Below are 25,877 nucleotides of genomic sequence, written 5' to 3'. Positions count from 1 at the left end.
TCTTAGCTCGTTTAGAATAAACTTTTTATGATTAAAAAACGAGAGTTTTTAGGTGAGCTATTGGGTACGTTTGTAATGGTACTTTTTGGTATTGGTTCTGTAGCGGTGACTATTTTATTTGATGGGTATCAAAGTATTTTACAAATTGCGCTTGCCTGGGGAATTGCTGTAACGCTGGCTATCTATCTTACCCGTCATCTTTCTAATGCGCATCTCAATCCGGCTGTAACCGTGGCTATGATTGCAAGTAAGCGGATGCCTGTCGAAAAATTAGTTCCTTATATTTTAGCGCAATTCTTAGGTGCATTTTGTGCCGGACTTTTACTCTATCTCCTCTTTAATCCATCTATTGTTGCTTTTGAAAGTACAAACGAAATTCTACGCGGAACTCCTGAAAGTGTAGCTACGGCAAAAATGTTTGGCGAATTCTACACACAGGCCGGTAGCACTGCTGTTGTGAGTTTACCCCTGGCCATTTTTGCAGAAGGTTTTGGTACTTTTTTACTGTTGCTGTTTATTTTTGGGTTTACTGAAGGAAGCAATGTAGGCAGGCCGCATCACACAATGGCACCTGTTTTTATAGGTATTACAGTTTCAATAATCATTTGCTTACTTGCACCCTTAACCCAATGCGGAATTAATCCTGCACGGGATTTTGGTCCCAGATTAGTCGCCTGGATGATGGGCTGGGGAAGCGCTGCTTTCCCCGATCAAGTAGGCGGATTTTTCTGGGTTTATATTCTCGCGCCTAGTGTAGGTGCCGTGATTGCCGGACTCTTTTTTACTAAAATCGTAGAACCGGCAATGCACGATAAAGCAAGCCAACAGCTCTAGTTTAATTTATAAACAAAAGATTCTAGAGGTTTTATATCCACACGAATTTTTCCTAAACCATTCTCTACTTTCAAATTACCGGTTTGTTTTTCATAAAGTTGATCAAGTACATTATAATCACCATCAACTAATCCCCAGATTTCAATAATATGCTGTGGAACCTGCAATTCAAACCCAAATGTATCGTTCGCATCAAAATTGGTAACCACAATTAATTTATCAGTTTCAGACCAACGTACAAAAGAGTGCACCCGATCATTATACCATTCTGTATGTTGCCTGTTGTACCAATGAATATCTGCATAGTATCCCATCACAGCAGAATTTTCTAGACTAAAATTCAAGAGGCGCTTGTAAAAATCACGCAGCTTTAGTTCGTCATCGGTAGACGTTCCGCCATCAAACTTTTTATCATTTACCCATCTCACAACTGAAGGAACACTGCCATAATCAAAAATAGAAGTTCGGGTAGGATCTCCAAAACCCAGATCTTCTTCAGCAGGTTCTCCTAATTCCTGGCCAAAATAGACCATAACCGGTGATTTACTAATTAAAGCCGAAACTACCATTGCGGGTTTTCCTTTTTCGGCATTGCCTGCAAAATCCGGACTTGCAATACGCTGCTCATCATGATTCTCTAAAAAGTGCAACATATTGATCTCTATATCTCGCTGATGCTCAATAATTGGAGCAAAATGATCTGTACTGCCATGACCTTGCATAACATGTTTTATGGTATCATACAATTCTACTTTATCATAGAGATAATCCATCTTTCCTTTAAAAATATAATCTCTGTATAATGACGGATTGTAAACTTCAGCCATCAAAAACGTATCTGGATTTTTCATTTTTATTGCTGAATTCATATAACTCCAGAATTCAACCGGAACCATTTCTGCCATATCAAAACGGAAACCATCTACACCCTTTTTCGTCCAGAATAAGGCGATATCTTTAAATTGTATCCAGGAAGCAGGAACTTCTTTGTCTTTCCAGAAATTTGCATGCTGCTCAAAATCCCAGTGCCCACAGTCTGCAGGTAACTCCTCAAAATCTTTATGACCATCAGGACTAATCCCGTAATTGATTTTTACCGTCTCATACCAATCGTTCTGATCCGGTTGTGCAGCCCGGCTACCGTTGCCTGTCCATTTTGCTGGCGATTCATTTAATTTTCCATTTGCTAGCGGATTCTTTTCACCGCCTAGAGGTTGATACCCATTTTGCCATTGTGGAACTTTAAAATCCTCACCGGGAATGTAATAAAAGTTATTGTCCTTTGCATAGGCAACCTTATCATTATCTGTTGTTCCAAAAACAAAACTACCTTTTGGAGTATTCAGACTTTCATACTTTCTCGCAACGTGATTGGGTACAATATCGATGATTACTTTCAATCCGTTTTTGTGAGTGCGTTTGATCAAAGCTTCAAATTCTTGCAAGCGTTTTGCAGGATTAACAGCCATATCAGGATCTACCTGATAATAATCTTTAACTGCATAAGGCGATCCTGCACGGCCTTTTACCACGTCAGGGTCATCATTAGAAATACCAAATTCTGTATAATCTGTGATAACTGCGTGATGGGGTACCCCGGTATACCACACAGAGGTAACTCCGAGATCTTTTATTGATTTTAAGGCTTTAGCCGTGAAGTCGTTAAACTTACCCACCCCATTTTCTTCTAGCGTTCCCCAGGGTTTATTTGTTGTATTGGTGTTTCCGAATAGGCGCGTAAATACATGATAAACAACTTCTTTTTTTGGGGTGTTTTCAGTTTTCATAGTTGATATTGGTTCTTCGCTTGTTTGATTTTTACAAGCGGTTAAACTAAGCGTTAATGCGGTATAAAAAAGTATTTGTTTTTACCATATTAGGTTAGTTCTATAATATATGGAGTTCTGGCGGGTACAGATAATTTTGTTGACAAATCCAATATTTGGTTAGATAAAATCTCGTTTCCTGCTTTGCTGCCGTTTAAACCTTCTGCAAATTTTTGTAATGCTAGTATTTTTTTAGTCTTCGCGTTATTTATAATTACCATAACCCGTTTTTCTTCCCCTAAATACCTAAAATAAACATATACATTATCTACAGGAACAAAATGTAAAAATTTACCGTAATGAACTACTGGTTTATCTTTCCGCCAATTTAAAAGTTTTTTAGTAAATGCATGAAAACGTTCTTGGTAGGCACTGCGGCCATTTTTAACTGTTAAAGGCAAAAAAGCATTTTGCTTATGCTTCTTCCAACCGCCGGGAAATTCGTGCCGTATGTCGCCATCTCCATTACTCTTATCGCCCTGCATCCCGATCTCGCTACCGTAATATAACTGCGGTATTCCCCTAGTAGTGCAAATAACAGTCAATGCCAGTTTATAAGCATTGAGATCGCCACCACTTTGCGTATTAAAACGCTGTGTATCGTGATTTTCTATAAAACGCATCAAATTTTGCGGACTGGGATAAAAAAAGTCATTTACAAAAGTCTCGTATAAACTCTCTAAGCCTTTTACTTTTTTATGTTTTGCATAAAAAATATCCTGAAGCGCGTTGTGTAACGGAAAATCTGTGAGACATGGCAATTGAGAATTATAATTTGCCATCTGGCCTATTTTACTGTCTTTTTGCCAATAAGCAAGCTGAGCTGAATTATGCAGCCATACTTCACCTGCAATGTTGAGGTTAGGGTATTCCGCTTTAATGGCTTGCAGCCATTTTACAGCCGCTTCTTTATCACTATAAGTAAAGGTATCCACTCGGACTCCGTCTAAACCTGCTTCTTCTATCCACCAGATCGCATTCTGAATGAGGTAATTCAATACTAAAGGATTTTGCTGATTGAGATCTGGCATTGTAGATACAAACCAGCCTTTTTCATGCTGATCCTTATCAAATACCGATGCATTCATATCAATAAGCGTTGTCGTTTTGTGAGTAGTATTGGTAAAATGCTCCCATTGGTTTAGCCAACCTTCATTAGGTAAATCTTTAATAAGCCAGTGCTCACTTCCCCAATGATTAATCACATAGTCAATCACCAATCTCATATTTCGCTTGTGAAGCTCACGAGAAAGCTTCTTATAATCTGCTAAAGTCCCCAGACGTGCATCTATTTTATAAAGATCTGTTTGTGCATACCCGTGATAGGAACCAGTGGCGCTGTTGTTTTCGCACAAAGGTGTGCACCACAACGTGGTTATTCCCAAATCTTTTAAATAATCGAGATTATTAATTATTCCCAGAATATCTCCACCGTGTCTTCCATTAAGATCGTATGGATTAGCTTTTTCAGAAAGTTGCTTAACTGAATTGATCAACGGGTTTGCATGAGCAAAACGGTCTGGCATCAAAAGGTAAAATACATCAGAACTATCAAAACTTGTTCTGTTTGCTGAATCTTCAACTCTTGATTTAAACGCATAGGAAATTGTAAATTCAGGAAGATTCTCTTTTTGAAAGCTAAAAGAATACATTCCTGCTTGAATTTCTGAAGTATCAAGGGTCACGAAAAGATAATTAGAATTTTGAGTCTTCTCGACCTGTAGTATATTCAGGTCAGATGAACAAGTAATAGTATATTCTGAAATATGGTCCCCATAAAAAAGCAATTGGAACTTTTTTATGTACATACCAGCCCACCAGTGCGGGGGCTCAACTCGTTTTAAAACATGACTTGCTTTCAAATGCTTCAGGTTATTCATTATAAACGTTCTCAAGATACATCAACATTTACGTATAGCAAACTAAAACGATTAAATCAAATTAGGTGTAAAACGGGTGTTTTTCCCCTTTGTAACATAGAAGTTTATAGGTAATTTTATCTTGTATTAATCAATGATTGATACCGTTTAATTTCTAATTATTAGGGGAATTATATTTTAAACGTATTAATGATTTAGGGGTGAAAGGCACTCTGCGTGAGCAGGGTGTTTTTCTTTTTTAGATAGTTTCTAAGAAATTGAAAAATCTTAAAACGATTTAGTATAAAATTAACATAATGAATTGTAAAATTATTTTGTAGATTTACAATGTCATTGACAATTTAGGGGTGAAAGGCACTTTGCGCGAGCAAGGTGTTTTTCTTTTTTTACACCTTTCCCTGGCCATTGATTTATAGCTTAGCTGCTCCCTTATTCGTTAAAATTCTTCTTAACAACGTGGCATATAATGGTTCATTTCCTACTAAAACGGTAATTATCGAAGCAGAAACGCTCGTTATGATTAGGGGAAGCATCATCCCATAATTTGCTGTCATTTCTACTGCCAGAACTAAACCGGTTAACGGTGCTCGTATGGTTGCTGCAAAAATAGCTGCCATACCCGCAATAGCGAAACTCAAAGGGTTAATGCCCAAATCAGGAAACAGCGTATTAAAACAAATACCCATAAGCATTCCCAGTAATGCGCCCAGTGTTAATAGCGGAAGAAATATCCCACCTGCAGTACCTGTACTATAACTAAATATAGACAGTAGAAAACGTACGCTAAATAAGAAAAACAAAACGACAAAACCCGGGCTATCTGTAAAAACTGAATTTATTAAATCATAGCCACCACCTATTAATTGAGGATTTAAAATGCCTACTCCTGCAATCAACAATCCAGAGATTAGCGCAACGGGTAGTATTCTAGACTTTAGATAATGCTGCACAAAATTCATACCTGCGATCAGCATTTTATTAAAAACCAGTCCGATAACACCAAAAACAACTCCTAATACACTAAATAACCAGTACTCTTTTAAAAGTGGAGCAGCAAAGGATTGAAGCATAAACTCTGGATTATCTCCTAAAATCAAGCGACTTACAAAATCTCCTGTTCCCGCTCCTATCATTATAGTTGCAACCGAAAAAAAAGTGAATTTAAAATGTTCGTGCATTTCCTCAATCACAAATAGGATACCGGATAAGGGTGCATTAAAAGCCACAGAAAGTCCTGCTGAAGCTCCAGCTGAAATAAGCGAATTATCTTCAACATCAGGTTGTTGGGTCAGGTCTTTGACCATTCTGCCTATATTCGCGCCTATTTGAATAGTAGGCCCTTCTCTGCCTAATAAAAGACCACTTCCCAAACTCAATATAGAAGCGATAAATTTTATGGGAATTACCCGCTTCCAACGAACAGGTCTCACATTATCTAAAGCACCTTCAATTTCTTGTATTCCGCTACCAGAAGCTTCAGGAGCGTACTTTTTGATTAAATACAGGGATAAAGCAATAGCACATATAGCACCTAATACTATAAAACAAATGTGTACCAGGTTTCCGGCTTGTGCACTTATCTGTATAACGTTACGATAATTTTCCAGATACCCTAGCGTAAGTCTAAAGCCTGATCCTAATATTCCCACAATACTCCCAATACCAAAAGCGAGCACTAAAAGCCGGTAATTTTCGGTATTAGCAATATGAAATTGCTTATTAAAGGCTGCACGTTTAACGGGGTTTTTAAGATTAAGCTTCACCGGTCATTACTTTTTTACATCCCCCTAATCTCATTGATTTGAGTTTTTTCAGTTTCCAATTAAAGCGATAGCATCTTACCTGTACAATATGCGAAAGTACAGCATCAAGAGCTATTCAAACCTTTTAAAAATAAAAGTCTAAGCAACGATTAAAATACGGAGATAGAGCTATCACTGAAATCGAATTGGAAGAAACGAAATTACAGAAAATATCGAAAGAAAGGTAATTGCTATACACTAACTTGGTAAAAACAATAATTAAACGCTCGGGCTAGCACTTTTAACTAATCAATTAAATTTCCTTACTACATACATAACCAGACCCCTAACCTACTCCAACTGATTCTCTTTAGGCTTCTTCAGTTCCAGATTAAAACGATCTCTGCGCACCAGTATACGTTTTCTAAATAACAGGAAAATAATATAGCCAAACCAACTAAAAATACCCACGAGCGCGACCCAAAAAATCAATTCTTGTGTTGATTTGAATTTTTTATAGCGCAATTCAAATAGCACCAGCGCAACAAATAAAATTCTAATATAGATCAAACCGGATTCAGGCGTTTGGAAATTTAAACCTCAAAACTACTGATTTTAACCGGCATTCAGAGCAGATGCGTAGGGTAAATCAATTCCCTTTTTTATTAGAAGAATCTTCTATTGTTTAAATCGTGTTTAGCCTGTGGATTTGGCCATAAAAAAAAGCAGGTCAACAGGACCTGCTTTTAGACTTATTTGAAAATGTATCTTTTCCTACTCCTTAGAAGCTGCAATATATTCAATCACGCGATCTTCTAAAACGGCAAGGGGTAACGCTCCCTGACCGAGTATGACCTCATGAAATTTACGAACGTCGAAGCTTTCGCCAAGTTCTTTTTCAGCTTTTGCTCTCAATTCAAGAATTTTATTCATTCCTATTTTATAAGCAGTTGCCTGGCCCGGCATCACTATATGACGCTCTACCATTTTGATACAGTCACTCTCAGCATTAGGAGTATTTTCTTTATAGTATGCAATACCTTCTTCACGAGTCCATTTTTTAGCATGAATACCGGTATCAACAACTAGTCTGCAGGCACGCCATAATTCCATTGCAAGTCGTCCAAAGTCGGCATAGGGATCTTTATAAGCTCCCATTTCTTTAGGTAAATACTCACAATACAAGCCCCAACCTTCTATATACGGCGTGTAACCGCCAAATTTTCTAAACTTCGGCAAGCTATCTAGTTCCTGAGCTATTGCCAATTGCATGTGATGGCCAGGAATTCCCTCATGATATGCTAAAGCTTGCATCTGATAGTTAGGCATAGCTTTAATGTCATAAAGATTTGCATAATAAATACCCGGGCGTGATCCATCTGAAGCTGGCGAATTGTAAAAGGCTTTACCGGCACTTTTCTCTCTAAATGCCTCCACGCGCTTTACAACAATTTCAGCCTTAGGCTTGGTGATAAATAATTCATCAAGACGACCACGCATCGCATCAATAATTGCTTTTGCCTGCTTCATATACGCTGCTCTTCCAGCATCAGAATCTTCATAATAGAATTGCTCATCACTTCGCATAAACTCAAAGAAATCCTGTAAGCTACCTTCAAAACCTACATTTTTCTTAATCGTTTCCATTTCGCCATGAATACGAGCAACTTCGTCTAAGCCCAACTGATGAATCGCTGCTGCGCTCATATGTGTAGTTGTAGACCTGTTTAAAGCAATAGCATAGTACTGATCACCGCGAGGAAACTTCCAAGCGCCATCATCTGTAGTGGCTCTAATCTTTTGATTATCTACGAAAGCAACCAACGCTTCATACGCAGGTTTTAAACTGTCTATTAGAGCTTCAGAAGCTTCTTTGATCAGCATATTCTGAGTCTCATCATCCAACTTTAATTTTTCAATTTTAGACTGAAAATCGGCCAGAATGGGCATTTGCTCTGTAGATTTTTCAAATGGTCTTCCCTTTAGAATGTTTTTACTGTCATCCAGAACCCGATCCAAAACAAATTTAGGAGGAACAATCTGATTGGTTTCGCGAATGCTTAACTGATTCTGAAGTTCCTTAAATAAAGGCTTCACGCCTCTAATACGTTCAATATACGCTTTAGCATCACTAATGCTGTCTATACGGTGTTTATTGATTAAAAATGCCGGTACACTCGCGTGCAAACCAAACATCTGATTCACCGGATAATTGTAAAATCGGTATTCATAATCCTCTATGGTATGCTCCAGATTCAGTTTGTATAAGTTATAACTGATTGCGGTAACTGTATCAAGCGCTTCAACACTAACCTCATTATTTAAATAGCGCAGACGCTCTTTTGCACGATCCAGTTCTTCGGCCATTTGATCTGAAGCAATATCATCCCATTTACCGTAATTAGTTTTAAACCCTAAACTGGTTTGCCATTGTGGCGATAGCGCTACATCAGCATCAAACTGCTCATCAAACCACGCATTAAGTGCTGCACTAGAAGATGCAATCTCAGCTTCAGTATACGTATCAGTTTTTTTGGTATTGCATGAAATTACCAGTATCAAACATGTAAACAGGAGTAAACGGGATACTATTTTCATAAAATCATTCTATTTTAAAACGCTAAACTGAATTTCTGAATCTCCAAAAACCGTATGTGTTTGTTTTGTAAAATCTTCTGCTTTTGCTTTATAGATATTAGGAACAAAAGTCTGCGGATTACGATCTATCAATGGAAACCACGTGCTTTGAATCTGTATCTGAAGTTTATGTCCTTTTAAAAACGTGTGATTCACACCTTGAAGGGTTAGATCAACTTCGGTTTTCTTGTTAGCCTCAAAGGCTTTAGGTTCACTGAAACTTTCTCTAAAACGACCACGCATTACTTCACTACGCACCATCATATGGTAATTCCCCATTTTAAGATACTTTTGAGTTTCTGGATAATCTTCAGCATCAGGAGGATATACATCGATCACTTTTACGACCCAGTCTGCAGCAGTGCCTGTTGTAGCCACTTGCAGTTTTGCCAGTATTTCTCCGCTTAGAGTCATATCTTCATTTAAAGCTTCGGTTTCATAAACTAAAACGTCTGGTCTTCTGGCAGCAAAACGCTGATCATCGGTCATATATTTTCTAGGTGTAAACACCATTTTTATATCTTCTGAATACGGAACCGGTTTAGAGGGATCACTTACAAATGTAGTTGCATAATCAGCCGAAGCTGTTTCGGTAAGCATTTGGTTTTCGACTAAATAAAAAGTTTTAGTTTCCGCAGCTTTTGGTGGCCATTGTGCATAGCTATCCCATTCTCGAGAGCCACTGTCATACATTGACGCTTCTGGGAAATCAATGTCACCCTTACCATTATTTTTTAGAAAATGATTAAAAAACTTAGTCTCATAATCCTTTTGAAAATCTCTAGAAAGATGGTCTCCAAAATATACATTTCCTATCGCTTGACGCTCACTAGAACGCGCCCAATCACCATGACTCCAAGGTCCATAAACTAAAATATTATAGTTGTCGCTGGTCTCTTCTATCTTTCTGTAAGTATTGAAGGGACCGTATAAATCTTCTGCATCAAATAAGCCACCTACAACCATCACTGCTGGTTTGATATCTTTTAAATGCTGAATAATACCACGGCTTCTCCAAAATTCATCATAATTGGGATGATCTTTTATTTGCTGCCAGAACACGTTATCTTCTTTATAATACGCATCAAGATTAGTCAACGGACCTTCATCTAAAAAAAACTGATATTGATCTTCACTAGGCAAATCAGGAAATGCATACCACGGCTTGGTCACCGGCTTGTCTTTCATATAACCAAAAAGAGAAATGGCTCTCCAGTAGCTTTCTAAAAATGCGCCATTATGATGGAAATCATCAAAAAAGAAATCTGAAATACACGCTTGTGGAGAAACTGCCTTTAATGCCGGATGCTCGCTTAATAAGGAATAGGTTGCATAAAAACCAGGATATGAGATTCCCCAGGTTCCTACATTTCCGTTATTATTAGCTATGTTTTTAACCAACCAGTCAATCGTGTCATAGGTGTCGCTAGCCTCGTCAACTTGTTTTCCTTTTTTATTAGGAATATAAGCGCGCATATTATCATAAACGCCCTCGCTATTCCAGCGACCCCGCACATCCTGCTGTACAAAAATATTTCCCTCTTCAACCATAAACTGGTTAGGTCCTATTCTACCCTTAAAATTATCTTCTCCATAAGGTGCACAACTGTATGGCGTACGCATCATTAAAATAGGATACTCCTGAGTTTTATCTTTTGGAGAATAAATAGTGGTATGCAAAGAGACACCATCACGCATTTCTATCATTACTTCTTTCTTGTCGTAATGTGCTCTTACATAGTCTTCAGTCTGCGCCTGTATAGAACAAACAACAAATAATAGCATTAGGACAATGCATCTTTTAAGGTTTTTCATTTAGAGGGTTATTAAATTAATATTCGGTTATCGAATTTAAAATTGATTTCATTTCTAGTTCTTGCAGCGTTGCATCAACGTAACTAATTTTTAAAGTTGCTTATACCTTCTGTTAACCAGGCTTCAAATTCATCTACATCTGGTGTATATCCTACAGGCTGATTAAGTTCGTTCTCATCTGCATCCAGTAATACATAATACGGTTGAGCATTGATTTTATAGTTTTTAATCTGAAAATCGCTCCATTTATTCCCTATTGTTTGTACACGTTTTCCGGTAGTTTCGCTTACGTATTGCTCAGCTTCTGGCAACGCTTCTTTCAAATCTACATAAAGTGAAATAAGCACAACATCGTTTTGAAGTTTACCTAAAATCTGCGGTTCACCCCAAACGCGTTCTTCCATCTTACGACAATTAACACATGCTTTACCCGTAAAATCCAAAAGCACGGGTTTATTTTCGGCTTTTGCGAAAGCCATACCGGCATCATAATTTGTAAAAGTTATCAATTGATACGGACCGTATTCTGCTTCCTCCGGTAATTCTGAAGCAGTACCTGCAGAACCACCTTTCATATATCCTACACCAAAAGGCGACTCACTGTAATTCATAGGTGGAGGAAAACCACTAATCAATTTAAGTGGCGCTCCCCAAAGTCCGGGAATTAAATAAATTGTGAATGCCAAAACAAAAACTCCAAAAACCATTCTCCCCGAAGAAATACGATCTACAGGTGTATCGTGTGAAGTTCTTATTTTACCGAATAGGTATAATGCTAAAGCTCCAAAAATAGCGATCCAGATTGCTAAAAAGACTTCGCGTTCTAAGAAATGAGCTTGCAAAACAAGGTCTGCGTTAGATAAAAATTTAAAAGCCAGTGCAAGTTCTAAGAATCCTAAAACCACTTTAACCGAGTTCAACCAGCCTCCGGATTTGGGTAACGAATTCATCAAACCGGGAAACAACGCAAATAATGCAAACGGGATAGCGATTGCCAATGAAAAGCCCAGCATTCCTAAAATTGGAGCCAGACCACCTTCTGCAGCTGCTTGTACTAGAAGTGTTCCTACAATGGGTCCTGTACAACTAAAAGAAACAATTGCAAGTGCCAGCGCCATAAAGAAAATCCCAATAATACCTCCACGATCTGCCTTGCGATCTACTGCATTTGCCCAGGAGTTGGGTAACATAATTTCAAAAGCCCCAAAAAATGAAATGGCAAATACCACAAGTAGAATAAAGAAAATGATATTGAACCAAACATTTGTAGACAAAGCATTTAGGGCATCTGCGCCAAAAACACCAGTTACAAGGGTTCCTAAAAGGACATAAATTACAACAATAAAAATTCCATATAAAATGGCATTTCTGCGTCCTACAGCAAGGTTTTTACTTTGTTTTGTAAAAAAGCTAACCGTCATAGGGATCATAGGAAACACGCATGGTGTCAATAAAGCTAAAAACCCAGATGCAAACGCGAGAAAGAAGATTGTCCACAGGTCTTGCTTTTCTTCTTCTTTTACTACTTCTGCAGCCGGTTTGATCTCTGCTACTTTTTCTTCAACCTTTTCCTGAATTTCTCCATAAGATTGAAACGTATTAAAATCGGTTAAAATTTTTCCATCTCCCTTATTTAGATCAAAAATCACATAGCGTTCTTCATTGATACAAACCTCTTTACAAACCTGATATTTAAGTATCAGTTTAACAAAATTTACGCTTTTGTCAGACACTTTAATCTTTTGAGTCAGACTCATAGCATTACTGAAAAAAGTTTCATCAACCTCAAAGATATCGCTGTAAACAGTCTCTGTCTCACTTTCTACAGTAGGACCTTCTAATGTGTAAGCCTCACCTGCTTTTAAATATTCTAGCTCTAAAGGCAACGAACCATCAGGATCTGTAAACTGGGAATACACATGCCATTCTGGATCTATTTGTCCTTTTAAAACGAGTGTATAGCTATCAGCTTCACCAGCTTCTACTTGAGCGCTCCACAGCACAGGATCAATAGAACTGTTAGGGCCTCCAAACCCTTGAGCATTGCTCATTAAATTACAAAGTAAAACACTTAATAGTAATAGGTATTTAATCATATTCTGCTGTAAATTTTACAAGATTAGAGGTTGTTGAATTTATTTTATAACGGTCATCGGTGCGTTCACCTATTACCCAGATAATATCTTCTTGAGAACATAAAAGCCAAACAGCTTCTTTTTGAATTGTTGAATATTTTAAATCTTTAAACAACTTACTCAGTTTCTTTTTACCCTTCATACCAAATGGATAAAAAGTATCACCTTCCTCCCACTTGCGTATCAGTAATGGAAACTCTAAAAGATTGAGATCAAAATAAGCTTCACTACTATTTGGTCGTTTAAAATCGGGTACGCTTTCTTTTTTTAGCTTTAAATCGGGTAACTGCAATTCGTGTTGTGCACTTTCAAATTTATATACTGAATTTTCTCGTTCTGTATTTTTGGTTAAGATCAACACATCCCGATCTTTAATCAGTCGGTAGTTTTTTGAAGCTACGTACTTTCCGGGTTGGGAATCTAATAACTCATAAATATCGTCCCAGGCTGTAAAATCAAAATTCTTTAAAAGTTGGTATAATACCGCTTTAGTATTAGGAGTTGCTTTAAGCTGCGTAATATGGAGATCATAACCTTTAAAAGATTGAGTTACGATCTTTGAGAATAACAATGCAGTATAATCTTCAAGAAGATTGGCCGATTCTTGCAAATGCTGCATACTTTTTTTAAACTGGCTTAGGAACTGTGGTGCAGCCTCCTCTAATGCCGGGATCGCGTGATGTCTCAAATGATTCCGTAGATATTTATCAGAATTATTACTGCTGTCTTCCCGCCATTTGATGTTGTGATCCTGTGCGTATTTGGCGATTTCCTCTCGGCTAAAAGGCAATAAAGGCCTTACAACAAAATCACCTTGAGCATCCATACCGGTGAGCCCCTCTATACCACTACCTCTGCTAAGATTAATTAAAAAAGTCTCCAGATCATCTTTAGCGTGATGGGCTGTAACTACGTAATTCAATTGGCTTTCTTTACAAACTTCTTCAAACCAAGTATAGCGCAATTCACGAGCTGCCATTTGAGTTGAAACTTTTTCGGCTTTAGCGAAGGCTTCAGTATCAAATTTTTGAATATGAAATCTCACGTTTAAGTTTGCAGCTAATTGTTCTACAAAAACAGCATCTGCATCGCTTTCTTTTCCGCGTAGCGAAAAATTACAATGTGCAATCTCAAAATCCCAGTCACTTTTACTGAAAAGATGCGCTAAAACAACACTGTCTATACCTCCGCTTACCGCTAACAAGACTCGCTTGTTTTTAAGCTGAAAAAAATGGGTTTCTAAGTGTTCTTTAAAAGCAGTAATCATATGTAGTGTAAACAATGCGGAGCCAATTTCCGCTAAAGCCGTAAATATACAATTTTAGGCTCCAAGAGTTCACAGACTTTGAGTGGAGTTTGTAATGCCTTTATGATACATAAAATAGAAATTCACATAGGTTTTTAAAATGAGCGGCTTGATAATTATTGTATTTTTAAAATCAGTCCTAAGTAACCTGAGTTACTTTTGAGTTTGAATCAAGACTGTATATTTGACCGCAAAACAAAAGCTATTGAAACGGTATTTCCCCATTTTAAGTTGGTTGCCTAACTATAAAAAAAGTTATTTATCAGGTGATATTTCTGCCGGAATAACCGTTGGGGTTATGTTGATCCCACAGGGAATGGCATATGCAATGATTGCTGGTTTACCACCGGTTTTTGGGCTGTATGCTGCGCTTATTCCGCAAGTGATTTATGCGATAATGGGAACCTCGCGCCAACTGGCAATTGGCCCCGTTGCAATGGATTCTTTATTGATCGCAAGTGGCCTGGGAGCACTTGCACTAACAGGAATAAACGAGTACATCTCGATGGCTATATTTTTAGCCTTATTCATTGGGGTTATACAAGTTTTGCTGGGGTTTTTAAAGATGGGATTTTTGGTTAATTTTTTATCAAAACCTGTGATTAGTGGCTTTACTTCTGCCGCGGCCTTAATTATAGGAATCAGTCAGCTGAAGCATTTACTGGGAATCACCGTGACCAGTAACAAAACTTTACAGATCTTTCAACAAACATTTAATCAACTCGATGCGATTAATCCTATGGCCTTGCTTGTAGGCTTAAGTGGCATAGGAATTATGTTGCTCGTAAAACGCATTCATAGTCAGATACCAGCAGCGATAGTCGTAGTTATCTTGGGTATCGCGCTAGCTTATTTTACACCAATTACAAACTACGGATTAAAATTAGTCGGGAAAATACCAGAAGGGCTTCCCGGTTTTAAAATACCAGATATTCCGTGGACGAGTCTTGGCGAACTATTTACGCTTGCTCTCGCAATGTCTTTAATTGCTTTTATGGAAGTTGTTTCAATAGGGAAAGCTTTAGAAGAAAAATTGAAGTCTAATAACATTAATGCCAATCAAGAACTCATCGCGCTGGGAACCGGAAATATTCTAGGTTCTTTTTTTCAATGCTATCCTACAACAGCAGGTTTTAGCCGTACGGCGGTTAACTTTCAGGCCGGTGCAAAAACGGGTATTGCGGCTTTTATTAGCGCTACTTTAGTTGCATTGACCCTGCTTTTTTTAACACCGGTATTTTACTATTTACCTAATGCGATTTTGGCGTCAATCATTATGCTTGCGATACGAAGCTTGATTGATTTAAAATATCCTAAAGAACTTTATAAAAATCAGAAAGACGAGTTCCTTTTACTGATGGCTACGTTTTTTATCACGCTGTTTGTGGGTATTCAGGAAGGAATTATTCTGGGTGTTTTATTCTCGTTACTGTTGATGGTTTACCGAACTTCAAAACCGCATATGGCTGTTTTGGGTCAAATTAAAGGAACTACTTATTTTAAAAACATCAACCGTTTTGCAACAGATATCATAGATAGAAAAGACATCCTCGTGGTTCGTTTTGACGCACAATTATTCTTTGGGAATAAAGATTATTTCTACAAACAACTTAAACGTCACATCAAGGCAAAAGGCTATGATCTCAAAACAATAATCATCAATGCAGAAGCCATAAATTATATAGACAGCAGCGCTATTTATATCTTAAAATTTCTCATTCTTGAATTACGCCAACGCGAATTAACCTTGATGATTGCTGCGGCAACAGGTCCTACGCGTGATATACTATTTAAAACCGGTGTTGTAGACCTTCTGGGGCAAGAGAATTTATTTGTTCGGGTAGTTGAAGCTGTAGAATATGTAGATGGTGTGCACCCCAGAACAGAAATTGAAGACCGGGTTTCTCGCCAAAAATATTAATCAATTGAATTTATAGGTGCCGGCTAATACTGCAAACCGATGCGGTTTATTGCCTTCTATTTCACCTTCGGTATAATTCCATTTTAGACCCATTGTGAAGCGCTTTTTTGCAAAAAATAACCCCACGTGGCCGTTGAGAATACTGTGATTTACCAGATCTCGGGGAACCACTTTTTCACCGTAGGCGTTCGCATTTTCAATAATTGCATTAAATACTGAAAAATTCATATTGAAACCGGCCTCAAGAAAAATCTCTGTATTTCCGTTACCTAAAAGACTTTGCTGGCGCGCGACAGATTTTGAGATGGTTTCAAATTTTCCGAACCTAAAATAAACCCCCGGTTCAATAAATGTGAAAATATTACCAGCTGAAACACGGGTTATTCCATAAATATTCAGCAAGTTTTCAGTAAAAATATCCTGGGCATAATTGGCTCTTAAATTGAACCCAAATTGATTCGGAATTTGCTGCTCCCATTGATCCACAAAGATATCTTTTGAAAAATATTCATGAATAAAATTCTGTATTTCTCCTGCCTGTACCGCCGGTCCCAGAATTCCCAGGTCAATTTTCAACTGAAAAAAAGAACGCTTAAAACCATAGTTGGTTGTAAAATCAAAATATCCCCAACCGGCATAAGGTTGTCTGGTTTTTACAATCTGATAGGTACGCGCGTAATCTGGCGTATACGCCTGTATATGTGCACCTATATGATGACTAAAAGCTTTCTTTTCAGGAAAAAGTTTAGAAATAAAATTTTCAGAATTGGGCCTCCACCCCATTCCAAGATGTATTCCGTAAGTGTAATGCCAGTCTGTATGTGTCCCAAAAATGGTAAAATCGTTATCGTGACCTGCCAAAACCTCATAACGGTAAACAGGCTTGGCTTGCGCTTGTAGTTTTAAAAAGCAAAAACTTAAAAGTAAGAAGACTAAAACAGCCTGTTTTTTCATTCTTGCAAGCTAACTTCTTTTATAAAATTGTACAAAAGCTTTTTAGAAATATACATTTAGCTTGTTTTTAAGAATTAAGATCTTATATACTATTATTTATTGGCGATAATTAACCTGTTGCCTTTATTAGCATAGCGAAGTATACAATTCGTAATTTTAAAGATAGAAAACCGACCAAATCAACGTGGAAAAGTATTTAAAGATTATTCAAGATTCATTTTCCGGATATTTTAATTATCTGATTGATGAGATCACAAACCCGGGATGGACCAACTACTTCTATTGGCTCTTAGGTTTATCTTTATTGGTCTTTGCGTTAGAGATATTAATTCCGTGGCGAAAGAAACAACCCGTTATAAGAAAGGGCTTTTGGCTAGACGCTTTTTATATACTTTTCAATTTTTTTCTATTTTCCCTTATCGGCTACAATGCACTTTCTAATGTGGGAGTTGAACTTTTTAATGACTTTCTGGAACTCTTTGGAATCAACAATCTGGTAGCTGTAGAGATTCAGAGTTTTCCCGTTTGGGCACAGCTAGTCATTATGTTTATCATAGCCGACTTTATACAGTGGAATGTGCACCGCATGTTGCACAGAGTTCCCTGGCTGTGGAAATTTCATCAAATACATCACAGTGTAAAAGAAATGGGTTTTGCGGCGCAGTTCCGGTTTCATTTTGTAGAAACCCTGGTTTACAAAAGCATTCAATATATTCCACTGGCGATGATCGGTTTTGGGATTGAACAATTTTTTATAGTGCATATGTTTACCGTTTTTGTAGGGCATTTAAATCACGCGAATCTTGATTGGAGTTATGGCCCATTCGGTTACGTGTTTAACAATCCGCGTATGCACATCTGGCATCATGCTAAGAAACTACCTCCTGAACATAAATACGGGATGAATTTTGGTTTAAGCCTGAGTATTTGGGATTATCTTTTCGGTACGGCTTATATTCCGCAGAGCGGAAAGAATATAGAAATAGGTTTTGAAGGTGATGAGAACTTTCCTCAGGATTTTAGCGAACAGGTCATTTTTCCGTTTAAAAGTAAACTAGAAAATTAATTCATAGTTTATATTCTGTATCAAATGTTACAGCCTAAAGCTACAAGCATATATACCTTTGTATCAAAATTTGCTGAATTATGGTCATTAAACAATTTGAATACAAACCCCTTTCTCACTTTTCATACGCGATTTTAAGCGAAGGACTCGTAGCACTTGTAGATCCGGAGCGTGATCCTGCTGCTTATTATGCTTTTGCAGAAGAACACAATGCTAAAATCGTAGCGGTTTTTGAAACACATCCACACGCTGACTTTATCAGCAGTCACTTGCAAATACATAAAGAAACCGGTGCTGTTATATACAATAGCGAAAAATTAGGGGCCGGTTATACACATCAGCATTTTGATGAAGGCGATCATTTTAAAATGGGAAATGTAAATTTTAGTGCACTCAATACTCCCGGTCATAGCCCAGACAGTATTACGATTGTAGCCAAAGCCAAAGATAAAACTGCTTTATTTACAGGTGACACCTTATTTATTGGCGATGTGGGACGACCTGACTTGCGAGAAAAAGCCGGTAACCAAAAAGCCAAACGCCATGATCTGGCAAAGTCTATGTTTGATACCATGACGACAAAATTTAACGATCAGCCCGATAGCGCATTCGTATACCCCGCACACGGTGCAGGCTCACTTTGCGGAAAAGGCATGAGCGCAGATCAGACCCGGAGTACACTTGGCGAACAACGTGAGACCAACTGGGCTTTTAAAATGGACGAAGAAGAGTCGTTTAGCAATCATTTACTCGATTCGCAGCCTTTTATCCCGCATTACTTTGGCTACAATGTAGATCTCAATAAAACCGGGGCTGCTACCCTGAGAAATGCAGTTGCCGATATTCCCTTTTCACTTTTTGAAAGCGAATTAAATGGCGATGCATTGGTTATTGATACACGCAGCGAAGCAGACTTCAAAAAGGGTCACAAACGCAACAGCTTTAATATTATGGCACTAAAACCAGAGCACAAGTTTGAAACCTGGCTGGGGGCTATTGTAAAGCCTGAAGAGGAATTTAGTGTAGTTGTATCCAATGCGGCACACGCACACGAAGTGCTCGATCGTATTGCTAAAATAGGCTATGAGAATCAGGTAAAGCGAGTAATAACTCTTGAATCGAATTTTGGTTTAACCCAAGAACTCATCGATCTTAAAGCTTTTAAACAAGATCCAAAAGCTTTTACGGTAGTAGATATAAGAAATACCAGTGAGACCGAAAGCGGGAAATTTTTTGATCACGCATGGACAATTCCTCTTCACGAATTGCGGGAACGTACAGGCGAAATCCCAACCGAAAAACCTATTGTGGTACATTGTGCAGGAGGCTATCGCAGTGCCGCGGGGAGCAGCATACTCGCAGATGCCTTAAAAACTCCCGTTTACGATTTAGGCGAAGCGGTTAACGAATTTAAATAAACCTAAGAAACAGGAAGTAGCTTAAAAAATCCTACTTCCTTTTTTAGTTGTTACGGGAATTTGAAAATACATCATTCTTAGAATTTGTAAACCTGTACTAATCAAATTTGTTCAACTCGCACCTGCTGTTCAATAGGAAAAACAGAAGGACCAAATTGATTAAAAACAGCAACATCAGCAGCATCTTTCCCTAGCCCAAGAATTACATAACCACCAGGCGATCCCAACTGCGTTGCATCAAACGTATACCAGCGGTTGCCTATATATGCTTCAAACCAGGCGTGCATATCCATAGGCTGCAAGTTGTGTAAATAACCTACTACAATACGTGCCGGAATACTCAAACTTCGGCATAACGCTATTCCTAAATGAGCAAGATCTCTACATACCCCATATCCGTTATTATTTACCTGTATTGCAGATAAAGGTTCGTTATTGCTGCCGGGTATATAGCTTATAGTAGAACGCAACCAGTTTGTAATCGCAGCGACTTGGTTATATCCCAATAATTGACCCTGTGTGATATGCACGGCAAGTTCGTTAAAGCAATCAGATTCACAGTACCTGCTGGGTAATAAATAGCTCAAAACAGAATCAGGTAAATTCTGAATTTCTACAAACTCTGCTCCATAAGCCTCATCGCTGTAATCTGATGTTACTACCACTGAAGATGTGCTGATAGCGAACAGACCGCATTGTGCAATTAGACGTTGACAAAGATTACCATAATCGTCTGTAAACTCAAAAACAGGTGTACCTGGTTTAATCTCATATTCCTGTTGTTCAACCCACTGTTGACTTCCGCTACGTGGTCTTAACATGAGAATAAACGGAGTGGGTGTTGAAATCTCAAATTTTAAATTACAACTTATTTTTAGACGCATAGATCAAAGTTAAAAACACCCAGTAGCGACTGCTTCATTAGGTATTGAGATCGAGAATAATTAAATTAATATTTCAACTAATATCGAATAAATGAAGCGCTTACAAATAAAAAATCTAACGAATTATAAATTATTATTGTATTCTTTAAAAACTGATTTTTAAATAGATAAATGCTAATACAGAGTCCTTAGATTACCAAACGCCCACTTTTTTTTACTTGAAACTTGTAATAATTAAAAATTCTGTTACAAAAAGGGCAGATTTTGAGATGCAGATCAACTTTCAATCTTAAATCCTAAACGGTTTCATGATAGCTTAAAGCTATCTCTTATCAGCATTTCAGCAACATATTAATCTATTAAACAGATCGATTAGTATTTTACTTAACTATAAAAGAATCTATTAACAACAACGTATTCTTTACAAAATTCCTAAACCATTCAAGAATCTTAAAAAGCACACATAGCTTCCTTTTATTTTCATTTTAAAATGAAAGACATTTAACAAACTTTCCTTTTGAATAAAGGGATTAACAGCGATTTGGGTCGTAATTTTATAGTTATAAATCCCGTACAAAATGGATGTAGAACTACTTGCCCGAATACAGTTTGCCTTTACCATTGCCTTTCATTATATCTACCCTCCTTTAAGCATTGGGATTGGCCTTCTGATGGTTGTTTTTGAAAGTCTCTATATAAAGACTAAAAAAGAAGATTACCACATTCTTGCTAAATTCTGGACTAAAATATTCGCGCTTACTTTTGGTATTGGTGTGGTTACCGGTATTGTTATGGAATTTGAATTTGGCACCAACTGGGCAACCTATTCACGGTATGTAGGAGATGTTTTTGGAAGCGCACTCGCCGCTGAAGGTATATTTGCATTCGCTTTAGAAAGTGGATTTTTAGGAGTCTTATTATTTGGTTGGAATCGTGTAAAACCCTGGGTACATCTGGTTTCAACAATTGGTGTTTTTCTGGGGTCTATGTTCTCTGCAATATGGATTGTGGTTGCTAACAGTTGGCAACAGACTCCGGCTGGGTATCACATCGTTGGCGAAGGGTTAATGGCAAGAGCAGAAATTACAGACTTTTGGGCGATGGTTTTCAACCCTTCTAGTGTAGAACGTATTGCTCACGTTTGGCTGGGAGCATTTCTAGCGGGTACGTTCTTAATTCTTAGCGTTCACGCTTATTATATTTTAAAAGGTCGTTTTGTAGCGATTTCTAAAAAGGCTTTTAAAATTACGCTTGTTGTTGCGACGGTTGCTTCATTGGCTCAACTTGTTGCCGGTCATGCTTCTGCAGATGGCGTTGCTAAAAATCAACCTGCAAAACTTGCTGCATTAGAAGGTCATTTTGAAAAAAAGGCCCCTGCAGATCTATATCTTTTTGGCTGGGTAGATAAAGAAAAACAAGAAGTCACCGGTCTCGCAATTCCCGGTGGGCTTTCATTTATGTTAGATCAGGATTTTGACACTCCGGTTACGGGTTTAAATGCTTTCCCTGAAGATGAACGGCCTTCGCAGCTCAATGCGGTCTTTCAGTTTTATCATATTATGATTGCGATAGGTATGTTTCTTATAGCTTTAACCTTACTCGGCTCCTATTTACTTTTAAAGAAAAAATTATTCGATAAAAAATGGTTGCTTTGGGTATTTGTTTTTACCGCATTATTACCACAAATAGCCAATCAGGTCGGTTGGTTTGCTGCCGAAATGGGCAGACAACCATGGGTGGTATACGGACTCTTACGCACAGACGAGGCATTCTCTCAAGCGGTGTCTGCAAATCAGATTCTGTTTTCACTGATATTATTTATGGCTGTGTATACCTTACTTTTCGTGCTTTTTGTTTACCTCTTAAATAAGAAAATAAAGCACGGACCGTATGAGGAAGCTGCAGATGATGACGGAGACGATGACCGTCCATTAACCAAAGAAATTTCAGAAGTAGTTACCGGCTAATACAGATATTATGGAAACAATTTTAGGTATAGATTATCCCACTTGGTGGTTTTTAGTAATAGGAGGCTTGTTTTCGGGCTATGCTATTTTAGATGGTTTTGACTTTGGAGCAGGAGCATGGCATCTCTTCTTCAGAAAAGAACTCAGCAGACGTATTGCGCTGAACGCCGTAGGACCTGTTTGGGATGGCAACGAAGTATGGTTGGTTATTGGTGGCGGAGCGCTTTTTGCCGGCTTCCCAATTATGTATGCTACCTTATTTTCTTCGATGTACATTCCGTTTATGCTCTTTTTGATCTTTATCATTTTTAGAGCGATTGCTATTGAGTTCCGTGGAAAAGAAGAAATGCTATGGTGGCGTAAACTTTGGGATATTTGTTACAGTATTTCAAGTATAATGTTAGCTTTTTTACTTGGTGTAGTTCTGGGGAATGTATTGCAAGGAATAGCTATTGGAGAAAACTTTGAGTATGAGGGTGCCGGTTTTTTTGAATTTTTAAATCCTTATGCAATAATGACCGGTATCACTACACTGGCTTTATTTATGTCTCATGGTGCTATTTACCTTCTACTTAAAACCGAAGGACGTCTTTTTGCTAAACTCACTTTTTTACTCAAAAAGGGAATGATCTTTTTTATGGTAAGTTTTGCGATTACAACACTCTACACGCTGCTTTATATTCCGCATTTATCTGATGATTTTAAAAGTAATCCATTGCTTTTTATAATACCTGTATTAACTTTTATGGCCATAGCAAACGTCCCTAGGCTGGCAAATAAAAAAAAATACAAACTGGCATTTTTCTTTTCATCGTTGACCATCAGTTTGCTTTTGGTTCTTGTTGCAATTGAATTATATCCTAATCTGTTATTCTCAACTGTAGATCCTAAATACAGTTTAGATGTCTATGAAGCGGCTTCCTCACAACGTTCACTGGGAATTATGCTCCTGTTCGTCGCCATTGGAGGACCACTTGTATTAGGCTACACCTTTTTTGTATATCGAACTTTTAGAGGAAAGGTCAAGCTAGATGATCATAGTTATTAATACAGATCACCTGCAATAAATTAAAACAGTCTGCAATGAAACACAATAAAGAAAGAGCAGAATCCTTTTTAAAAACCGCAGGTTTAGGGCGTGTTGCAGAAGGGTTTGAAAAATACATTGCAACAAACTTTATACATCACAATCAGTATTTTGAAGGATCTCGGGAAGCTTTATTGAATGCTATGCAAGAAGATCACAATACAAACCCAAATGTTGCCATAGAGATTAAATCCTGTTTTAGTGATGCTGATAAGGTGATTACACATTCCTTGGTTACTAAAGAATCTATGCAAATAGCCGTAGTGCATATTTTTAGATTTCAGAATTCAAAAATTGTTGAATTATGGGATCTGGCACAAATCATTGAAAAAGATTCTCCCAATAAGAATGGGTTTTTCTAAATGGGGTTGTGCTACAAAAAAGCTTGAAATGAAATAACAAACTTTTCTAACCTTGGTATGTATATGGCTTCTGGAAGAGGTTTTTAGAATAAGTATAAAAGGCCCTAAAAAAATAAAGATTCATATTACTGATGTTTTAAAAATAATGAGAACCCTAAATTCTAGTTATGCATCAAGCTTATTTATTTTTAAGTATGTAACACGTGTTACGTAGACTTATTAGAAGTTTGTGGTTCTTTGTACGGCCCTAAAAAAATAACTATAAAAACCCCTCAAATCTAGCTATGAATTGGATTTACGATCCCTGGCCTTGGTATATCGCAGGCCCATTAATTTCATTCACCATGTTTATCTTGCTGTATGCAGGTAAGCAATTCGGAATGTCTTCTAACTTGAGAACGCTGTGTTCTGCTTCTGGTGCAGATAAAGCCGCAGACTTTTTTAAATTCAATTGGAAAAAAGAACGCTGGAATCTCACCGTGATGCTAGGTGCAATAATAGGTGGTTTTATTGCCTCTCAATACCTCTCAAACAACACCGTTGAAGTCGCTCCTGATGTCATTACCAAATTGAATGTATACGGTATCAAAAGCGCCGGAGAAGCTTATCTACCTACGGAACTTTTTAGTTTAGAAGCATTATCCAGCCCTAAGAACATAGCTATTCTTTTAATAGGTGGATTTCTTGTAGGTTTTGGAGCACGCTATGCGGGTGGCTGTACTTCAGGTCACGCTATATCAGGTTTGAGCAACCTTCAGTTACCTTCTCTTATTGCAGTAATTGGCTTTTTTGCAGGAGGTCTGTTAATGGTTCACTTTATTTTTCCCTTAATTTTCACGTAATGAAAACCCTTGTATATTTAGTTATAGGTACTTTTTTTGGTATCCTAATGTATAAATCTGAAGCAGCTTCGTGGTTTCGCATTTTTGAAATGTTTGAGTTTGGAGCTTTTCATATGTATGGCATTATTGGCACTGCGCTGATTTTAGGTATTCTTGGTGTACAGCTCATAAAACGATTCAACATCAAAGCTATTGGCGGGCAGGAGATGCAATTAAAATCAAAAAATAAAAGCATTGCTCGCTATGCTATTGGTGGTGTATTATTTGGCTTGGGATGGGCATTGGCAGGTGTCTGTCCAGGTCCTATGTATGTACTTGCCGGTGCTGGTTATGTTTCGATATTTGTAGTGATTTTCGGTGCATTGCTGGGCACTTTCGTTTATGGATTGCTCAAACATAAACTTCCGCACTAGCAAAATTCTTTAACTTTTCTATAGTTGTATAAAGATTTTACTCAAGAAGATTAAATAACTCTGAATTAAGCGTATAAATCTTCATCTTGAAATACTTCTAATTCCAGAATAAGGCTCAAAGCTTTTAAGCGCGATTATCGCGTAAGTTTCCTATTTTTGCCGAAAAGTGAGTGTATGTTAATTATAGGAATTGCTGGGGGTACTGGTAGCGGTAAAACAACTGTTGTTAATCAAATTGTGCAAGAATTACCGGAAGGTGAAGTTACTGTTATCTCACAGGATTCTTACTATCGGGACACCTCACACCTCAGTTATGATGAGCGGGTTAAAATCAACTTTGACCATCCAAAATCTATTGATTTTGAATTGTTGTGTAAGCATCTTGAGCAATTAAAAAACGGGGAAACTATTGAACAGCCCGTATATTCTTTTGTAAAGCACAACCGTACCAGTGACAAGGTGATTACGCATCCGCGAAAGGTGGTCATCGTAGAAGGAATTTTGATCCTGACCCATCCTGAAATACGTGAATTGTTTGATATTAAAATATTTGTTCATGCAGATTCTGATGAGCGACTTATACGAAGATTAAAGCGTGATATTGCCGAGCGCGGCCGTGATCTGGAAGAAGTTTTAACGCGTTATCAAACTACCTTAAAACCCATGCATCAACAATTTATAGAGCCCACTAAAGAATATGCAGATATTATCATACCTTATAACCGATACAACAACGTAGCCATAGATATCGTTCGTAGTATTATAAATCAACGTTTGGTTTAACCTTA

At 37.7% G+C, this 25,877-nt stretch carries 20 protein-coding genes; 10 read left to right on the top strand and 10 right to left on the bottom strand.

What is annotated here, in order from left to right; translation table 11 throughout:
• Positions 1–27 precede the first annotated feature (27 nt).
• The gene (locus DSM02_RS13125) at positions 28–834 is read left to right on the top strand and encodes an MIP/aquaporin family protein (RefSeq protein ID WP_128766077.1); all 807 of its coding nucleotides are present in this window, start codon (positions 28–30) and stop codon (positions 832–834) included.
• On the opposite strand, the gene DSM02_RS13120 is transcribed toward DSM02_RS13125, so the two are convergent.
• From DSM02_RS13120 to tilS, 8 genes are all read right to left on the bottom strand, one after another.
• The gene (locus DSM02_RS13120; RefSeq protein ID WP_128766076.1) at positions 831–2,621 is read right to left on the bottom strand and encodes an alpha-amylase family protein; all 1,791 of its coding nucleotides are present in this window, start codon (positions 2,619–2,621) and stop codon (positions 831–833) included. The two genes, DSM02_RS13125 and DSM02_RS13120, sit on opposite strands and share 4 nt — an antisense overlap.
• A gap of 89 nt (positions 2,622–2,710) precedes the next feature.
• Positions 2,711–4,540, bottom strand: a complete 1,830-nt coding sequence (locus DSM02_RS13115) for an alpha-amylase family glycosyl hydrolase (protein WP_128766075.1) — start codon at positions 4,538–4,540, stop codon at positions 2,711–2,713.
• Positions 4,541–4,950: 410 nt separating this feature from the next.
• The gene (gene clcA, locus DSM02_RS13110; RefSeq protein ID WP_128766074.1) at positions 4,951–6,303 is read right to left on the bottom strand and encodes a H(+)/Cl(-) exchange transporter ClcA; all 1,353 of its coding nucleotides are present in this window, start codon (positions 6,301–6,303) and stop codon (positions 4,951–4,953) included.
• 330 nt (positions 6,304–6,633) lie between these two features.
• Positions 6,634–6,852, bottom strand: coding sequence for a hypothetical protein (locus tag DSM02_RS13105; protein WP_128766073.1), 219 nt, complete (start codon positions 6,850–6,852; stop codon positions 6,634–6,636).
• Between the two features lie 204 nt (positions 6,853–7,056).
• Entirely contained in the window at positions 7,057–8,880 is a 1,824-nt protein-coding gene (locus DSM02_RS13100; protein ID WP_128766072.1) for a DUF885 domain-containing protein, read from the bottom strand.
• Positions 8,881–8,889: 9 nt separating this feature from the next.
• The gene (locus tag DSM02_RS13095) at positions 8,890–10,704 is read right to left on the bottom strand and encodes a CocE/NonD family hydrolase (protein WP_382403027.1); all 1,815 of its coding nucleotides are present in this window, start codon (positions 10,702–10,704) and stop codon (positions 8,890–8,892) included.
• Between the two features lie 113 nt (positions 10,705–10,817).
• The gene (locus DSM02_RS13090; RefSeq protein WP_128766070.1) at positions 10,818–12,830 is read right to left on the bottom strand and encodes a protein-disulfide reductase DsbD family protein; all 2,013 of its coding nucleotides are present in this window, start codon (positions 12,828–12,830) and stop codon (positions 10,818–10,820) included.
• The gene (gene tilS / locus DSM02_RS13085) at positions 12,823–14,136 is read right to left on the bottom strand and encodes a tRNA lysidine(34) synthetase TilS (protein ID WP_128766069.1); all 1,314 of its coding nucleotides are present in this window, start codon (positions 14,134–14,136) and stop codon (positions 12,823–12,825) included. Before tilS ends, DSM02_RS13090 begins: the two co-directional genes overlap by 8 nt.
• Positions 14,137–14,380: 244 nt before the next feature.
• On the opposite strand from tilS, the gene DSM02_RS13080 reads away from it, so the two are divergent.
• On the top strand, positions 14,381–16,096 hold the full coding sequence (locus DSM02_RS13080) for a SulP family inorganic anion transporter (protein WP_164918313.1): 1,716 nt from the start codon (positions 14,381–14,383) through the stop codon (positions 16,094–16,096).
• Here the strand turns inward: DSM02_RS13080 and DSM02_RS13075 are convergent, their stop codons facing one another.
• A complete protein-coding gene (locus DSM02_RS13075) occupies positions 16,097–17,050 on the bottom strand; it encodes a lipid A-modifier LpxR family protein (RefSeq protein WP_128766068.1) in 954 nt (317 codons plus the stop codon).
• 184 nt (positions 17,051–17,234) lie between these two features.
• Between DSM02_RS13075 and DSM02_RS13070 the strand changes: the two genes are divergently transcribed.
• Both DSM02_RS13070 and DSM02_RS13065 read left to right on the top strand, forming a co-directional pair.
• Positions 17,235–18,116 carry a sterol desaturase family protein gene (locus tag DSM02_RS13070; RefSeq protein WP_128766067.1) on the top strand — a complete coding sequence of 294 codons (882 nt, stop codon included), beginning with the start codon at positions 17,235–17,237 and terminating at the stop codon, positions 18,114–18,116.
• An 80-nt stretch (positions 18,117–18,196) separates the two neighbouring features.
• On the top strand, positions 18,197–19,534 hold the full coding sequence (locus tag DSM02_RS13065; RefSeq protein WP_128766066.1) for an MBL fold metallo-hydrolase: 1,338 nt from the start codon (positions 18,197–18,199) through the stop codon (positions 19,532–19,534).
• Positions 19,535–19,635: 101 nt separating this feature from the next.
• On the opposite strand, the gene DSM02_RS13060 is transcribed toward DSM02_RS13065, so the two are convergent.
• Entirely contained in the window at positions 19,636–20,418 is a 783-nt protein-coding gene (locus DSM02_RS13060; RefSeq protein WP_128766065.1) for a transglutaminase-like domain-containing protein, read from the bottom strand.
• 578 nt (positions 20,419–20,996) lie between these two features.
• On the opposite strand from DSM02_RS13060, the gene DSM02_RS13055 reads away from it, so the two are divergent.
• From DSM02_RS13055 to udk, 6 genes are all read left to right on the top strand, one after another.
• Positions 20,997–22,385 (top strand): cytochrome ubiquinol oxidase subunit I, encoded by a 1,389-nt coding sequence (locus DSM02_RS13055; protein WP_128766064.1) that lies wholly within the window; start codon positions 20,997–20,999, stop codon positions 22,383–22,385.
• A gap of 10 nt (positions 22,386–22,395) precedes the next feature.
• Entirely contained in the window at positions 22,396–23,433 is a 1,038-nt protein-coding gene (gene cydB / locus DSM02_RS13050) for a cytochrome d ubiquinol oxidase subunit II (protein ID WP_128766063.1), read from the top strand.
• A gap of 35 nt (positions 23,434–23,468) precedes the next feature.
• Entirely contained in the window at positions 23,469–23,834 is a 366-nt protein-coding gene (locus DSM02_RS13045; protein ID WP_128766062.1) for a nuclear transport factor 2 family protein, read from the top strand.
• A 284-nt stretch (positions 23,835–24,118) separates the two neighbouring features.
• Positions 24,119–24,676 carry a YeeE/YedE family protein gene (locus DSM02_RS13040; protein ID WP_128766061.1) on the top strand — a complete coding sequence of 186 codons (558 nt, stop codon included), beginning with the start codon at positions 24,119–24,121 and terminating at the stop codon, positions 24,674–24,676.
• Entirely contained in the window at positions 24,676–25,089 is a 414-nt protein-coding gene (locus tag DSM02_RS13035) for a DUF6691 family protein (protein WP_128766060.1), read from the top strand. The genes DSM02_RS13040 and DSM02_RS13035 overlap by 1 nt, the downstream gene beginning before the upstream one ends.
• Positions 25,090–25,263: 174 nt before the next feature.
• Entirely contained in the window at positions 25,264–25,872 is a 609-nt protein-coding gene (gene udk, locus DSM02_RS13030; RefSeq protein WP_128766059.1) for a uridine kinase, read from the top strand.
• The last annotated feature ends 5 nt before the right edge of the window (positions 25,873–25,877 follow it).

The sequence above is a fragment of the Leeuwenhoekiella polynyae genome (assembly GCF_004104075.1).
GTDB classification, from domain to species: domain Bacteria; phylum Bacteroidota; class Bacteroidia; order Flavobacteriales; family Flavobacteriaceae; genus Leeuwenhoekiella; species Leeuwenhoekiella polynyae.
Note: the sequence above shows the minus strand (reverse complement) of the source record. Positions and strands in the feature narration are given on the sequence as shown.

Coding starts and splice junctions, on each gene's coding strand:
- DSM02_RS13125 (WP_128766077.1), top strand. CDS start 28: ATGATTAAAAAACGAGAGTTTTTAGGTGAGCTATTGGGTACGTTTGTA.
- DSM02_RS13120 (WP_128766076.1), bottom strand. CDS start 2,621: ATGAAAACTGAAAACACCCCAAAAAAAGAAGTTGTTTATCATGTATTT.
- DSM02_RS13115 (WP_128766075.1), bottom strand. CDS start 4,540: ATGAATAACCTGAAGCATTTGAAAGCAAGTCATGTTTTAAAACGAGTT.
- DSM02_RS13100 (WP_128766072.1), bottom strand. CDS start 8,880: ATGAAAATAGTATCCCGTTTACTCCTGTTTACATGTTTGATACTGGTA.
- DSM02_RS13095 (WP_382403027.1), bottom strand. CDS start 10,704: ATGCTATTATTTGTTGTTTGTTCTATACAGGCGCAGACTGAAGACTAT.
- DSM02_RS13090 (WP_128766070.1), bottom strand. CDS start 12,830: ATGATTAAATACCTATTACTATTAAGTGTTTTACTTTGTAATTTAATG.
- tilS (WP_128766069.1), bottom strand. CDS start 14,136: ATGATTACTGCTTTTAAAGAACACTTAGAAACCCATTTTTTTCAGCTT.
- DSM02_RS13075 (WP_128766068.1), bottom strand. CDS start 17,050: ATGAAAAAACAGGCTGTTTTAGTCTTCTTACTTTTAAGTTTTTGCTTT.
- DSM02_RS13065 (WP_128766066.1), top strand. CDS start 18,197: ATGGTCATTAAACAATTTGAATACAAACCCCTTTCTCACTTTTCATAC.
- DSM02_RS13060 (WP_128766065.1), bottom strand. CDS start 20,418: ATGCGTCTAAAAATAAGTTGTAATTTAAAATTTGAGATTTCAACACCC.
- DSM02_RS13055 (WP_128766064.1), top strand. CDS start 20,997: ATGGATGTAGAACTACTTGCCCGAATACAGTTTGCCTTTACCATTGCC.
- cydB (WP_128766063.1), top strand. CDS start 22,396: ATGGAAACAATTTTAGGTATAGATTATCCCACTTGGTGGTTTTTAGTA.
- DSM02_RS13045 (WP_128766062.1), top strand. CDS start 23,469: ATGAAACACAATAAAGAAAGAGCAGAATCCTTTTTAAAAACCGCAGGT.
- DSM02_RS13040 (WP_128766061.1), top strand. CDS start 24,119: ATGAATTGGATTTACGATCCCTGGCCTTGGTATATCGCAGGCCCATTA.
- DSM02_RS13035 (WP_128766060.1), top strand. CDS start 24,676: ATGAAAACCCTTGTATATTTAGTTATAGGTACTTTTTTTGGTATCCTA.
- udk (WP_128766059.1), top strand. CDS start 25,264: ATGTTAATTATAGGAATTGCTGGGGGTACTGGTAGCGGTAAAACAACT.